This is a genomic window from Pseudomonas sp. O230 (assembly GCF_045447035.1).
Taxonomy (GTDB): domain Bacteria; phylum Pseudomonadota; class Gammaproteobacteria; order Pseudomonadales; family Pseudomonadaceae; genus Aquipseudomonas.
In genome coordinates, this window is sequence record NZ_JBJGXN010000009.1 from 188,451 (window position 1) to 202,974 (window position 14,524).

Here is a 14,524-nt window from a genome sequence, read left to right on the forward strand (position 1 = left end):
TTGTTAACTTGGGGGGGATGGGGGTTTTCTGAATGGTGGGGTATCAGGTGGGCTGATTGGGGATTGGTTGCCATGGTTTACGCCCACCCCTGTAGGAGCCGGCTGGCGATGATCGTTAACGATAACGAGGGTGAACCGGTTAAACGCGGAGCCCTTGAGTCCATCGCCAGCAAGCTGGCTCCTACAGGGTTCGCGGCGAACCCTGTAGGAGAGGCCAGACTCAAGCCAGGCTTTTGCTGACCACTTCAAACACATCGCTCGACAGCTGACCCGAAGCGCGAATCCGCTCCAGCTCCCCTTTCATCAATGCCTGGCGAGCGTCGTCATATTTGCGCCAGCGGGTCAGTGGCGCCAGTTGGCGCGAAGCGATCTGCGGGTTGAAGCCGTTCAGTTCGATCACCAGATCCGCGAGGAAGCGATAACCCGACCCATCTGCCGCATGGAAGTTGATCAGGTTCTGCCCGGCAAACGCACCGACCAGCGCCCGCACCTTGTTCGGGTTCTTGATGTTGAACGCCGGATGTTGCATCAACGCCTTGACCCGCTCCAGCCCGCCCGGCAACGTGCTGCCCGCCTGAACACTGAACCACTGGTCCATGACCAGCGGGTTGTCCTTGAAGTGCTCGGCAAAACTCGCCAGCGCCCGCGCCTTGTCTTCTTCGAACGACGAGTTGACCAGCACGGCCAACGCTGTGAGGCGCTCGGTCATGTTGTCGCTGGTCTCGAACTGCTCAAGCGTCGCCGCCAGGACTTCAGGCTTACCGCTCAACATCAGGTAAGACAGCGCAATGTTCTGCAATGCGCGACGAGCAAAGTGCTCGGCCTCGGCCACGTACGGGGTTTGTTTCGACAGATCACGGTTGGCCTGGTAACGCAGCCACAACGCCTCGAACAAGCCGTCCGCCAATTGCTTGCGGGCAAATTCGCGAGCGATGTGGATGGCATCGACGTCCGCCACTTCGCTGATCTCGGTCAGATACGCTTCACCCGGCAACGACAGCATTTCGGCAACCATCGCCTGATCCAGCGTTTCGTCCGACAGCACCGTGCGCAACGCGGAAACCAGACGCTGATCCAGCACCAGCGTCTCGCCCTTCTGCTGCTGAGCGATGAGTTCCTGCAGCACTTGAACCGACAGTTGCTGACCGGCATCCCAGCGGTTGAAACCGTCGCTGTCGTGCTGCATCAGGAACATCAGTTGATCGCGGTTGTACGGGAAGCTCAGTTTCACCGGCGCCGAGAAGCCGCGCAGCAGCGAAGGCAACGGTTGTTCAGCGATGTCGACGAAAGTGAAGGTCTGTTCGGCTTCGGTCACCGAAATGACCCGCGAGGTGCCCTGGGCACTGGCTTCGCTGGACAGGCGCAAGGCAACAGGCGCGCCTTTTGAGTCCAGCAGGCCCAGTTCAACCGGAATCACAAACGGCAGTTTTTCTACCTTGTCCGGGGTGGCCGGGCAACTCTGGCGGAAGGTCAGGCTGTAGGTTTTCGCGGCGGCGTCGTAGGACTCGCTCACTGCCAAGCGCGGCGTACCCGCCTGGCTGTACCAGCGTTTGAACTGGGTCAGGTCGACACCGTTGGCGTCTTCCATGGCCTTGATGAAGTCATCGCAGGTCACGGCCTGGCCGTCATGGCGTTCGAAATAAAGGTCGCTGCCTTTACGGAAGCCTTCGGCGCCGAGCAAGGTGTGGATCATGCCCACCACTTCCGAGCCCTTTTCGTACACGGTCAGGGTGTAGAAGTTGGAAATCTCGATGAAGCTGTCCGGGCGCACGGCGTGGGCCATCGGGCCGGCATCTTCGGCGAACTGGTGGGTGCGCAGGTAAGCCACGTCCTGAATCCGTTTCACGGTGGCCGAGTTCATGTCGGCGGAGAAACCGGAATCGCGGAACACGGTGAAGCCTTCCTTCAGCGACAACTGAAACCAGTCGCGACAGGTCACACGGTTGCCCGACCAGTTGTGGAAGTACTCGTGGGCGACGATCGCCTCGACCCGCTGGTGCGCGGCATCGGTGGCGGTTTCGGCGCGGGCCAGTACGGCACTGGAGTTGAAGATATTGAGGCCCTTGTTTTCCATGGCGCCCATGTTGAAGTCGTTGACCGCGACAATCATGAAGATGTCCAGGTCGTACTCGCGACCGTAGACTTCTTCGTCCCAGCGCATGGACTTCTTCAGGCTGTTCATCGCGTGCTGGCACTTGTCGATGTTTTCCGGTTCGACGTAAATGCGCAGCGCCACGGAACGCTCGGTCATGGTGGTGAAGGTGTCTTCGACGCACCACAAATCACCGGCCACCAGCGCGAACAGGTACGCCGGCTTCATGAACGGGTCCTCCCAGGTCGCCCAATGACGGCCGTCTTCGCCCGGGCCGCTGGCAATCGGGTTGCCGTTGGACAGCAGCACCGGATAGCTGTGCTGCTCGGCGACGACCGTGGTGGTGAACTTGCTCATCACGTCCGGGCGGTCGAGGTAATAGGTGATCTTGCGGAAGCCTTCGGCCTCGCACTGGGTGCAGAACATGCCGCTGGATTTGTACAAACCTTCCAGCGCAGTGTTGGTTTCCGGGTGGATCCTGACGCTGGTGTCGACCGTGAAGGTACTGCTGGTCGGCTGCAGGGTCAGGTGATTCTCGGTCAACTGGTAATCAGCCTCGCTCAGCTCGCGGTCGGCCAACGTCACCGACAGCAGCTCGAGTTGCTGACCGTCCAGCACCAGCGGCGGCAGGCCCGGACCACGTTCAGGGTTGCGGCGCATCACCAGTTGCGCATGGACCAGGCTGTGGTCCTCGAACAACTCGAAGGTCAGGTGCGTCTCGTCGATCAGGTACTCGGGCGCCTGATAGTCTTTCAAATAGATCATCTTCGGTTGTTCGGTGCGCATGCGGGAGTCCTTACTGATGCACGGCGAGCTGATAGGCCGTGTATTTACGAATATTGATCACGCCGGTGTCGAAGATCAGGTACTGGCCCTTGATTCCCAGCAGAGTGCCTTCGGCAATCGGATTCTTGTCCAGGTTGAAGCTGACAATCTTGGCCGGGTATTGCTCGACCGGATAACGGATTTCGAGCGGTTCCACATCGGCAATAGTCTGGATTGCCTGTAGGCCGAATCGTTCCTGAAAACCCTGCAAACCTTCTGCGCAGCTATCGAACAGCTGATCGCGAACCTCGGCCAGATCCACCGAAACCGCTTCGCCCTTGAGTAAAGCACGCCAGTTGGTCTTGTCCGCCACCTGACTGCGAAACAGGTCTTCGACGAAGCCCGACTGCTGGCGGGTCGAAACACGCATGATCGGCAACGCCTGTCGGGCGCCCTGGTCGATCCAGCGGGTCGGCAGCTGAGTCGCGCGGGTGATCCCGACTTTGACCCCGGACGAGTTCGACAGATACACGATGTGATCGGTCATGCAGAACTTCTCGCCCCACGCCGGCTCACGGCAGGTGCCGGCGTCATAGTGGCAACGCTCCGGGCTCATGATGCAGATATCGCACTGCGCCAGTTTGGTCATGCACGGGTAGCAGTAACCCTGGCTGAAACTGGTTTTGGTCTTGCGCCCGCAATGGGAGCAGTGGATCGCCCCGAGGTACTCAAGACGCACCGTGGTGCCGATCAACGGATTGACCGGTACCTCGACGTCGCCCAGACGAAACGCATACTGCACATCGGACCCTTCCAGGCGCGCCGACATTTTACTGACTGCACCGCGGCCAATCTCGATCAATGGATGGCATCCGACTTGAACAGGATATTCAGCACTTCAATCGACTTGGAGCTGCACTCCTGCGGGCCCATGTAGCCAGTGCGCTGTTCTTCCGGCAGGTTCTGGATTTCCCAGGCGATCATCGCTTGCAGCGACAGTTCGCGTTGCTCGGCGGTGAGTCTGCCGCCATCGGACCATTTGCCGATTTCCACCGCCAGTTTCAGGCTCTGGTAGATGTCCGGGGTGATGTTCTTGATCATTTCGTTGAAAGAGGACATTGGGTCTCCGCGCTCTTTGATTCACGTAACTGTTTTAGACGGCCAGTTTACGGCGGTTGTACAAACCACCCAACAAACCGGTGAAGCATCCGATGAGTAACCCGCCGACGTGGGCGGCGTTGGCGATTTCACCGAAGCCGATCATCGAGACCAGCCCGGACAGGCACAGCAGCAACCACACCAGCATCATCACCAGCACCCCGCGCGGCAGGCGATAAGCCCGATTCGGCGACAGCAACTGGAAGATCCAGCAATGTCCGAGCAGGCCGTACAACACGCCGGACAACCCGCCAAACAAGGTCGGGCCGCTGAAATAAAACTGGGCATAGTTCGACACCAGGGCGAACAGCAAGGTCAGGCCGATCAGGTTGATTGCGCCCTGACGCGACTCGATGCGTCGACCCAGTTCCCAATACCACATGCCGTTCATGGCCAGGTGCAGAAAACCGAAGTGGATCAGCATCGGCGTCACCAGACGCCACCACTGCCCCGCCGCCAGGCTGTCGGCCAGTGGCACAAAATGGATGTACTCGCCAACCACCCGAAAATCGAGGAAGGTGAACCAGCGCATGGTGTCGAGGTTTTCGCCCAGCAGCGTCACCGCGCCGACGATCAGGCTCAGCAACAGCACCAGCGCCGTCGCCTGGGCGTGGCGCAATTGCTCGACGAAACCGGGACGCTTGGTGGTTTTTGCCACCGGGATGTCCAGCTGCTGATCGGGATCGCCCGCTGGAAAACGCTCGTACAACGCACGCACGTCTTCACTGATATTGGCGGGCACCCACAGCACTTGCTCGCCCTGTTCTTCGCTGACCCGATGCGGCACCTGCATGCGCTGCAGCAGTTCGACGAACCCGCTCAGGTCCACTGCCAACGGCAGGCGTAAAACGGCCACGGCACTCATCGCAGGGCCTCCGGTCGTTCGACATCGACCCAGACGAACTTGTGCGGATCGAGCCGGGTTTCCTGGTCCAGGCGATAGGCGACCAGCTTGCCGTAGAGCACTGCGCTGTAATCCAGGCAGGCCAGGTTCGGGCGGATCGGCGCCGGTTTGCCGCTGCGCCAGTAGTGGCCGACGAACAGCAAGGGTTCGTCAACGCCATAGCGCAGCAAGGTGTTTTTCTCGGTGGACGACAGCGGCGTCCGGGCCACGGGTTCCGGTAAAGCGTCAGGCTGGAACACAATGTCTCCATAGGTTTGCGGGTCGTCTTCCCAGAATTTGGTGCGGAAGAACGAGCGCGTCAGGCCATCGCCGCTGGTCATGGTCAAGCCGTCAGGCAAACGCATGTCGGTGCCGCGCAGCAAGCGGTCGAACACCGTGCAGGCAAAACTGCCCGGCACGGCCGAAGCCTGGAGGAAATGTTCATCGACGCAGCCGTCGTGAAACAGCGCGCGCAGCGGTTCGATCAGGCCCGAATCCCAGCAGGCGTGGACCACACGGAAACGCCCGGCATCCACAAACAGCGGCAATTCGTAGAACCATTGCTGGAAGTCATGCCAGTCGGCGGGATGATCTTCAAATTGGGTCAGGGTTTCACCCAGCAGGCGCGCATGCCGCGGCGTGTGCTCACGGACGAATTGCTTGCCGCTGCCCGGCGGCGCCGGTGTGCTCCAGCCGAGTGCGTTGAATTCATGGTTGCCCATGATGCACAACGCCTGTCCGGCTTCGACCATGTCATGGACGATATGCAGCGCCTCGCGAATCCGCGGGCCGCGGTCGATGATGTCACCGACGAACACCGCCATGCGCGACGGATGCCGCCAGACGCCGCCCTGTTTGTGATAGCCGAGCTGGTCGAGCAAGTGCTCAAGGGTCAGAGCGCAACCGTGCACGTCACCGATCAGGTCATAACTTCGCGCGGGATCGAGCATCAGTCGCCTCCACCCCCCAACTTGCTGCCCCAGCCGAGCTTGGTCCGGCAGACTTCGTAGTAGTTGTGGTCGAGCGGGTGAATCAACCGCAACTTCTGCGCTTTTTTGCTGATGGTGATGGTGTCACCCGGCGCGCAGGTGAAATGGTTCTGCCCGTCACAGGAGACTTGCGGGTAGATCTGCATATCTTTGGACACGACGATTTTCAGCTCACTGTTGCCATCGACCACAATCGGCCTACCCGACAAGGTATGGGGGTACATCGGCACAATCACAATAGCGTCGAGCTTGGGATGCATGATCGGGCCGCCTGCCGACAACGCATACGCAGTTGAACCGGTCGGCGTGGCGACGATCAGGCCGTCGGCCTTCTGGCTGCAGACGAACTGGCCGTCGATGTACAGCTCGAATTCGATCATCCGCGTCGATTTACCGGGGTGCAGCACCACGTCGTTCAACGCATCGCCCTGACCGATGGCCTCGGCGTGGCGGCGGACTTCGGCTTGCAGCAGGAAGCGGTTTTCCACCAGATAGTGGCCGTCGAGCACTTCGGCGACTTTGACTTCCAGTTCATCAGGGCGAATATCGGTCAGGAAACCGAGGCTGCCGCGGTTGATGCCGAGCACCGGGATATTGTGCCGGGCCAGTGCGCGCGCGGCGCCGAGCAGGCTACCGTCACCGCCGACCACAATCACCATGTCACACACTTCGCCGAGCATCTTGCGCGACGAGGTTTGCAGGCCATGACCCGGCAGGACTTCGGCGATGGTGTCTTCGAGGATCACGTGCAGGTGACGATCGAGCAGAAACCGTTTCAGTCGGCGGACGGTATCCAGCACCTGCGAACTGCCCAGGCGACCGATGATGCCGATATTACGAAATTGCTCCATGGTGCCCCTACGGTTTGCGACGGCGAAAAGCACGATTATGGGCGAAAGCGCGGGATAGACAAAATCCTTTCAGCCACAAGGGCGCACTCCGGTTTAGGGCTATGCTCGCAAGATGATCCTATTTCCCGATTTGCTGCAGTTACCCCATCAGTTGCGCCATCCCGAGGTGCGCGACCTGGCCTGGGTCATCCTCGCGCCACCGATGCTCGAGGTCACGCCGTGGCCGCAACGCCATCCACTGGCCGGCAGTGACTGGGTGCAGGCGCCGGAACGGCTGGAATTGTGGCTGCGGCAACTGGATCGTGACAGCTATGACCTGCTGCACTGGCTGGCTCAGGCCCGGACCCGGCGCCTGGGTTTGTATTACGAACGGTTGTGGCAATACGCCGTGCGCCATGCACCGGGCATCGATCTGATTGCCGCGAACCTGCCCATCCGTCGCGAAGGCCACACGCTGGGCGAACTGGACATGCTGCTGCGCGACCGCGAAGGCGTGCATCACCTGGAACTGGCAATCAAGCTTTACCTCGGCCCGCAAGACGGCAATGGGCATGACACCGCGCAATGGCTGGGACCGGGCTGCCACGATCGGCTGGACCGCAAACTGGCGCATTTGAGTCAGCATCAGTTACCGATTTCCGCCCGCCCGGAGAGCCGCGAAGTCCTCGCTGCGCTGGACATCCAGCAGTTCAGCGCGCATTTGTGGCTGGGCGGCTATCTGCTGTACCCGTGGCCGGGGCAATCCGAATCCCCAAGCGGTGCGCACCCACAGCATTTGCGCGGTAGCTGGCTGCATCAAAAGGACTGGAATGATTTTGTCACGCAGCGCCCGTTCGGTCGCTGGCAACCCCTGCCCCGCCACGCCTGGCTGGCGCCGGCGCACTACCCGGGCGAGCAGACCTGGAGCACGCAACAGCTGGAAGCGTGGCTGAACGATCTGGAGCCGCTGGCGCCGGCGCAATTGCTGGTGCGGTTGATCGAAAATGCCGATGGGGATTGGGAAGAGGCAGAGCGGTTGTTTCTGGTGGCGGATCTTTGGCCGAATGTGCCGGGCAGTGGTTGAGATTTGTAGCGTCTGTACCGGCCGCATCGCGAGCAGGCTCGCAATGGGGCCAACCCGGTCTAAATGGACAACCGCACAGCCAACGCCGCCAACGTCACCAACAACACTGGCACCGTCAACACAATCCCGACCTTGAAGTAATACCCCCACCCGATCCGGATATTCTTGCGCTCCAGCACATGCAACCACAGCAACGTCGCCAGACTGCCAATCGGCGTAATCTTCGGCCCCAGGTCGCTGCCGATGACGTTGGCGTAGATCATTGCCTCCTTCACCACCCCGGTCGCCTGGCTCGCGTCAATCGACAACAGACCAATCAGCACCGTCGGCAGGTTATTCATGATCGACGACAGCAGCGCCGTCAGCACACCCGTCCCCATGGCCGCGCCCCAGACGCCATAACCGGCAAAACCGTCCAGCCAACCCGCCAGATACCCGGTGAGCCCGGCATTACGCAAGCCGTAGACCACCAGGTACATGCCCAGTGAAAAAATCACGATCTGCCACGGCGCTTCTTTCAGCACCTTGCGCGTGGAAATCTTGTGACCTCGGGCAGCAATCGCCAGCAGCAACGCTGCGCACACCGCCGAAATGCCGCTGATGGGAATGCCCAGCGGCTCCAGCGCAAAACAGCCGAGCAGCAGGATCAGCAACACCACCCAACCGGCATAAAACGTCGCCTTGTCATGGATCGCACTGGACGGACGTTCCAGTTGCTCAGGGTCATAATCCTTGGGAATGTCGCGCCGGAAGTACCACATCAATACCGCCAGTGTCGCCGCAACGCTCACCAGGTTGACTGGAACCATCACCGCCGCGTAGCGATTGAAGCCGATGTGGAAGAAATCGGCGGAAACGATGTTCACCAGGTTCGACACCACCAGCGGCAGGCTTGCGGTGTCGGCGATAAACCCGGCGCCCATCACGAACGCCAGGGTCGCCGCCGGGGAAAAGCGCAATGCCAGCAGCATGGAAATCACGATGGGCGTGAGGATCAGCGCCGCGCCGTCGTTGGCAAACAGCGCCGAGACCAGCGCGCCGAGCAGCACCATGTAGGCAAACAGCTTGCGCCCACTGCCCCGCCCCCAACGCGCCACGTGCAGCGCCGCCCAGGCAAAGAACCCCGCCTCGTCCAGCAACAGGCTGATGATGATCAGCGCGACAAAAGTGCCGGTCGCGTTCCAGATAATCTGCCACACCAGCGGAATGTCGCTCAGGTGCACCACACCAAAAATCAGCGCCAGCACGGCGCCGAACACCGCACTCCAACCGACACCCAGGCCTTTGGGTTGCCAGATCACCAAGGTAATAGTCAGCAGGAAAATCAACGACGCAATGAGCATGCAAAGCATGCCTTCAACAGAAATCAGGGATTAACAGCAACGTACAGGTCGATCGGTCATGGCTTGAAGGCGTGCGACGTCGGTAGCCAGCCAACCTTGATGTTCCGCCAGTGCGCCTTTCAGCATAGTGATGACCCAAGGGGCGAGGTCCGGATGCAGGCGATAGAACACCCACTGTCCCTGGCGGCGGTCTGCCAACAGCCCATTACTGCGCAAAAGCGCCAGATGGCGGGAAATTTTCGGCTGGCTCAAGTCCAGCCCGGCGGTCAATTCGCACACGCACAACTCGCCTTCGCGGACGATCAACAGCGCAATACGGCTGCGTGTGTCATCGGCCAAAGCCTTGAAGATATCAACGGGAGTATGGGAGTCAGACATGCAGGGAAACGCCTCTGGGCAAACAAGGCGTGAATATATGGAAATTCGAATATCCAGTAAAGCAAAGTCTGGAAACGGGTGTTTGATGTAGCAACTGCCGGGACTGCATTCGGCAGTTGCTACACGTGTCATTCAGACCTTCTTGTGCTGTTCGACCCACTTCCCATAAGCATTGATGAAACTCTGCAAAAATGGCTTCACCGTCTCGGACAATTTGCCCGCCTCATCAAAGGCCGAACCCGCACCGCCCAAGTAGGCTTCCGGTTGTTGCATGCAGGGCACATCGAGAAACACCATGGACTGGCGCAAATGATGGTTGGCGCCAAACCCGCCAATCGCCCCCGGTGAAACGCTGATCACCGCACCTGGCTTGCCACCCCAGGCGCTCTTGCCATAGGGCCGCGAACCGACGTCGATTGCGTTCTTCAAAGGTGCCGGGACCGAACGGTTGTATTCGGGGGTGACAAACAGCAACGCGTCGGATGAACTCACTTGTTGCCGGAAAGTGCTGTAGGCTGCCGGCGGTGATTCGCCATCGATGTCTTCGTTGTAGAGCGGCAAGTCGCCAATTTCGACGATGTTGAGTTTGAGATGTGCAGGCGCCAGATCGGCCAGGGCCAACGCCACCTTGCGATTGATCGATTCCTTTCTCAAGCTGCCGACCAGAACGGCGATCGTGTAGACGTTGCTCATGGAAGATTCTCGACTGTCCGATGGAAAGAGCTTGTAGTTATAGATGACGAATCAAGCAGGGGTCGACTGAAAACGCCGCCCCTGACTATTTTTTTCCTGTAGGAAAACTTACCTCGCCCAACCACGGTCTACAGAACCGCAAATTGAGTGATTTATCTCCAGAGGTTCTAAGCAGATGGCAGCAGTACTCGTCGGTCAGTTCCATGCAAGAGACGCGGAAGGCCGTGTCTATTCCGTGCATGAGTTCCAGGAATCCACCCCGTCGGCAGACGGTCTCACCGCTGTAACCACTTACAAGCTGGCCATTGGCGATCGTGTAAAAAAACTCGATGACAATCAGTTTTTGCTGGTGCAATCGGACGTCACCATCGTGCGCGAACCCGACACCTATGTCGGTAACCTGCCGGAAACCAACGTCGCTTCATAACCTCGCGTTATGAGCAGAAGTCATATGCGCGGACTTGGGTTAGGATTCAGCCACTGACTCCCCCACCTGCTGAACATGGACTTCACGCATGCGTTTACGTCATATCGAAGTGATCCAGGCGCTCTTGCAGACCGGTCACCTGGGCACCGCCGCCGAATGGCTGCAGTTGCCAGTGGCCGAGGTCGACAGCATTCTGCGCGACGCCGAGAGTCAGTTGGGTTTCATGCTGTTTTCCAGCGTGCGTGGACGCTTGCAGGCCACGCGCGAGGCGCGGGAGCTACAGGTCGAAATCGCCCACGTCTACGATGCACTCGAGCCGGTCCAGCGACTGGCCAGCAGCCTCAAGCAATATCAGGCCCCACCCCTTCGCATCATTTGCACACCGCCCTTGGCACAACAATTGTTGCCGCAGAGCATCGCAGTGTTGCGCCGGCGTCTTCCCGACGTGCCTTGCAGCCTCCTGAGCCAACCCACCCGTGACATCGTCAGAAGCCTGCTGCTGCGCGAAAGCGATCTTGGCCTGAGCTTGCACGATCCCGACCACGCCGACATTCATTGCCAGGTGATTGCCCAAGGTAAACTCCAGCTGCTGGCCCCCCATGGCTGGCTGCAAGCGAAGCAAAAGTACATTTCACTGCAGGACCTGGCGGGGCAGTCGATGGTCGGCCTGGAAGGTCATGATCCGCTGAGCCCGGCGCTCGACAACAAACTGCACGCCCTGCGCCCTGCCCCGGTGATCCACACCCGGGTTCAGACTCACCAGATGATGCGCAGCATGGTCGAAGCCGGAGAAGGCTTGGCGATTGTCGACCCGTTCACCGCGCTCAGGGCCAAATCCGCTGGCCTGGACGCCTGCCCGTTGGCGCCCGCCGTGCCGATCAGCGTCTATGCCCTGACCCTGAAGAACGGCGAGCCATCCCCCGCCGTTCAGGCACTGCTGGACATCGTCACGGAACAAGCGATGGCGATGTTGGCGAGCTGATCGGGTTTTCCAGCGGGTTGTCGAATAATCGATACCAGAACAAGGCGATTTCGGCGGTGTTCGGATCGATGCCGCGATAGCGCAGATGATCCACCCCCCCCATCACATAACCGCAGCGCTCATACAGCCGACACGCGCCCAGATTGTTGTTCTGGGTTTCGAGCATGATGCCCGGCAGTTTTTTCTTGCGGCTCCAGAATTGCGCCACATCCAGCAACGCCTTGGCCACGCCATGTCGGCGGGCCGGCGCATGCACCGCCAACTCGTCGATATGGGCAAAGCCGTTCCAATTGGTGCTGACCACCAGGTGGCCCACCGGCTCATCATCGAGGTAAGCCATGAAAATCGCGCTGTCGGCAGCGTCGCGGAAACTGCTGAATTCCTCGGGATCGATGCCATAGCACTTACGGTAAGGGGTGATCGGCGTCACCGGCCACTGCTCGACCGGCTTGCCGATGTCGGCTGCGCCATAGGCCGTGACTTCAAAACTGAAATCACTGCCCCAGATGTAAGCCGCAAAGCCGTCGTCAGCAACACGAACAGACAGGCCTGGGTATTTTGGATTCATGACCGGTTGCATACTGGGAAAGGTCCTCACTCCTTGATGCAATCGACGGTGTAATGCCGCCCATTGCCCTCGTCTTCGTGTTGCAAGCCGTGCACATCGGCGACAAACCCCGGGAAACTGCTGTCGAACGTGCGGGCAAACGCCAGGTAATCGATGATCGAGCGGGTCGACTCGGTGAAACGTTCGCCAGGCATGATCAACGGGATTCCTGGCGGATACGGCACCAGCATCACGGCGGCGATGCGGCCGTCCAGCGCATCAATCGACACCGCCTCCACCTCGCCCCGTACCAGATGATCATAGGCGTGAGCCGGCTTCATGGCGATTTCCGGCAGCACGGTGTACATGCGTTTGAGGTGCTTGGCCGTGGCATTGCTGCGGTAGCAGGCGTGCAGTTGATCGCACAAATCGCGCAACCCCATGCCTTTGTAACGAGCGCCATCCTGTTGCGCCACACAGGGCAGGCAGGTCGCGAGACTGACGTTGGCGTCGTAGCTGCGCTTGAACTCCAGCAACTCGGTCAGCAACGTGCTCCATTTGCCCTTGGTGATGCCCATGGAGAACAGCACCAGAAACGAATAGAGCCCGGTCTTCTCGACCACCAGCCCGCGTTCCCAGAGGAATTTGCTGACCACCGCTGCCGGAATCCCGCGCTCGCTCAACGCGCCGCCGGCGGTGAGACCCGGCATTACCAGCGTGACTTTGACCGGATCGAGCAGCACGTAGTCATCGGTCACGCCGCCAAAGCCGTGCCAGTCGGCATCGGGCTGCAGCAGCCAGTCTTCGGTGACGACACGCTCGATGCCTTCAACCGACGGCGGCTGCCAGATGGAGAACCACCAGTCATCAGCGGCAATGTGCTGACGCAAATTGGCCAGTGCCCGACGGAAACTCAGGGCCTCGTCGAACATTTCCTGTAACAGCGAGCGACCCGCCGGACCTTCCATCATCGCCGACGCCACATCCAGAGAGGCGATGATGCTGTACTGCGGCGACGTCGAGATGTGCATCATGAACGCTTCGTTGAAGCGGTCGCGATCCAGTTGCCGGGCGCCGCCGTCCTGGACGTGAATCATCGAGGCCTGGCTGAACGCCGCCAACAGTTTGTGCGTGGAATGGGTGGTGAACACCAGCGGGCTGTCCGCGCTGCGCGATGTGCCCATGCCGTAACGTCCGGCAAAAAACTCGTGAAACGCCGCATAGGCATACCAGGCTTCGTCGAAATGCAGCACCTCGACGCTGTTGCCCAGGCTTTGCTTGATCAGCTCCGCGTTGTAACAAAGGCCGTCGTAGGTGGAATTGGTCACCACTGCCAGTTTGACCTTGGGCTCACGGCCCTTGGTCAGCGGGCTGGCATCGATCTTGGCCTGGATCGATTCGCGGCTGAATTCACTCAACGGAATCGGGCCGATGATCCCCAGCTCGTTGCGCTCCGGACACAGGTACAACGGAATCGCGCCAGTCATGATGATCGAGTGCAGCACCGACTTGTGGCAATTGCGGTCCACCAGCACCAGGTCATCGCGGGCGACCATGGAATGCCAGACGATCTTGTTGGCAGTCGATGTGCCATTGATCACGAAAAAGGTGTGATCGGCGCCGAAGTTACGCGCCGCTCGCGCTTCCGCCTCGGCCAGCGGGCCGGTATGGTCGAGCAACGAGCCCAGTTCCGGCACCGACACCGACAAGTCCGAACGCAGGGTATTTTCCCCGAAAAACTGATGAAACGCTTGCCCCACCGGACTCTTGTGATAGGCCACGCCGCCGCCATGGCCGGGCGTATGCCAGGAATAATTGGAGTCGGCGGTGTGTTGCACCAAAGCCTTGAAGAACGGCGGCAGCAGGCCATCCAGGTATTTACGCGCGGCTCGCGCAACCTGCCTCGCCAGAAACGGCACGGTGTCTTCGAACAGATAAAGAATGCCGCGCAGTTGATTGAGCTCGTCCATCGCATCGGCCGGGGCGTTTTCCAGCGTCACTTGCTCGCCCAGCGCGAAGATCGGCAAGTCCGGCGCGCGAACCCGCGCCAGGCTGATCAGTTCGGCCATGTTCTGCAGCAGATGGGAATTGGCGCTAGGGTCCTCGGCGGCGATCAGCATGCACGAGAGGCCATGATGGGTCGACGCGACCAGCCGCCCCTCGGCGTAATCCACCGCCGAGACAATGCTGAAGCCTTCCTGCTCCAGCTCCCGGGCGATGCCACGCACGCGATCACCGGCGACGGTGTCGGCCTTGATGTCGCGATGGACGATCAGGACCGGGAATTTCAAATCTTTGTACATGGGGCTCAGTGTCCTGAGGCGGCAGACCATGGTCTGCCAATATCCTCAGG

14 protein-coding genes are annotated in these 14,524 nt (G+C 60.1%); 3 read left to right on the plus strand and 11 right to left on the minus strand.

The window, feature by feature from the left end:
• Positions 1-220: 220 nt before the first annotated feature.
• From pepN to ACI77H_RS20625, 6 genes are read right to left on the minus strand one after another with little or no spacing between them, the layout of a single operon-like run.
• Positions 221-2,878, minus strand: coding sequence for an aminopeptidase N (gene pepN / locus ACI77H_RS20600; RefSeq protein ID WP_407013568.1), 2,658 nt, complete (start codon positions 2,876-2,878; stop codon positions 221-223).
• 10 nt (positions 2,879-2,888) lie between these two features.
• Positions 2,889-3,719 carry a DUF2797 domain-containing protein gene (locus ACI77H_RS20605; RefSeq protein WP_407013569.1) on the minus strand — a complete coding sequence of 277 codons (831 nt, stop codon included), beginning with the start codon at positions 3,717-3,719 and terminating at the stop codon, positions 2,889-2,891.
• Complete coding sequence (locus tag ACI77H_RS20610; protein ID WP_407013570.1) at positions 3,716-3,976, minus strand: YeaC family protein; 261 nt, start codon at positions 3,974-3,976, stop codon at positions 3,716-3,718. Before ACI77H_RS20610 ends, ACI77H_RS20605 begins: the two co-directional genes overlap by 4 nt.
• A gap of 34 nt (positions 3,977-4,010) precedes the next feature.
• Positions 4,011-4,880: a rhomboid family intramembrane serine protease gene (locus tag ACI77H_RS20615; protein ID WP_407013571.1), complete on the minus strand. Its 870-nt coding sequence runs from the start codon at positions 4,878-4,880 to the stop codon at positions 4,011-4,013.
• Positions 4,877-5,851, minus strand: coding sequence for a metallophosphoesterase (locus ACI77H_RS20620; RefSeq protein WP_407013726.1), 975 nt, complete (start codon positions 5,849-5,851; stop codon positions 4,877-4,879). Before ACI77H_RS20620 ends, ACI77H_RS20615 begins: the two co-directional genes overlap by 4 nt.
• Positions 5,848-6,738, minus strand: a complete 891-nt coding sequence (locus tag ACI77H_RS20625) for an NAD(+) kinase (protein ID WP_007906781.1) — start codon at positions 6,736-6,738, stop codon at positions 5,848-5,850. Before ACI77H_RS20625 ends, ACI77H_RS20620 begins: the two co-directional genes overlap by 4 nt.
• A 112-nt stretch (positions 6,739-6,850) precedes the next feature.
• On the opposite strand from ACI77H_RS20625, the gene ACI77H_RS20630 reads away from it, so the two are divergent.
• A complete protein-coding gene (locus ACI77H_RS20630; RefSeq protein WP_407013572.1) occupies positions 6,851-7,801 on the plus strand; it encodes a DUF1853 family protein in 951 nt (316 codons plus the stop codon).
• A 59-nt stretch (positions 7,802-7,860) separates the two neighbouring features.
• Here the strand turns inward: ACI77H_RS20630 and ACI77H_RS20635 are convergent, their stop codons facing one another.
• From ACI77H_RS20635 to ACI77H_RS20645, 3 genes are all read right to left on the minus strand, one after another.
• The gene (locus tag ACI77H_RS20635; RefSeq protein ID WP_407013573.1) at positions 7,861-9,144 is read right to left on the minus strand and encodes an arsenic transporter; all 1,284 of its coding nucleotides are present in this window, start codon (positions 9,142-9,144) and stop codon (positions 7,861-7,863) included.
• Positions 9,145-9,174: 30 nt separating this feature from the next.
• Positions 9,175-9,522 carry a metalloregulator ArsR/SmtB family transcription factor gene (locus tag ACI77H_RS20640; protein ID WP_407013574.1) on the minus strand — a complete coding sequence of 116 codons (348 nt, stop codon included), beginning with the start codon at positions 9,520-9,522 and terminating at the stop codon, positions 9,175-9,177.
• A 132-nt stretch (positions 9,523-9,654) separates the two neighbouring features.
• Positions 9,655-10,215: an NADPH-dependent FMN reductase gene (locus tag ACI77H_RS20645; protein ID WP_407013575.1), complete on the minus strand. Its 561-nt coding sequence runs from the start codon at positions 10,213-10,215 to the stop codon at positions 9,655-9,657.
• Positions 10,216-10,390: 175 nt separating this feature from the next.
• On the opposite strand from ACI77H_RS20645, the gene ACI77H_RS20650 reads away from it, so the two are divergent.
• Positions 10,391-10,642, plus strand: coding sequence for a hypothetical protein (locus ACI77H_RS20650; RefSeq protein WP_150630570.1), 252 nt, complete (start codon positions 10,391-10,393; stop codon positions 10,640-10,642).
• A gap of 88 nt (positions 10,643-10,730) precedes the next feature.
• Positions 10,731-11,624 carry a LysR family transcriptional regulator gene (locus ACI77H_RS20655; RefSeq protein ID WP_407013576.1) on the plus strand — a complete coding sequence of 298 codons (894 nt, stop codon included), beginning with the start codon at positions 10,731-10,733 and terminating at the stop codon, positions 11,622-11,624.
• Here ACI77H_RS20655 and ACI77H_RS20660 read toward each other — a convergent pair.
• Together ACI77H_RS20660 and ACI77H_RS20665 are read right to left on the minus strand one after the other, a co-directional pair.
• Complete coding sequence (locus ACI77H_RS20660; protein ID WP_407013577.1) at positions 11,590-12,204, minus strand: GNAT family N-acetyltransferase; 615 nt, start codon at positions 12,202-12,204, stop codon at positions 11,590-11,592. The genes ACI77H_RS20655 and ACI77H_RS20660 overlap by 35 nt on opposite strands.
• 14 nt (positions 12,205-12,218) lie before the next feature.
• Complete coding sequence (locus tag ACI77H_RS20665; protein WP_407013578.1) at positions 12,219-14,474, minus strand: Orn/Lys/Arg decarboxylase N-terminal domain-containing protein; 2,256 nt, start codon at positions 14,472-14,474, stop codon at positions 12,219-12,221.
• Between the last annotated feature and the right edge of the window lie 50 nt (positions 14,475-14,524).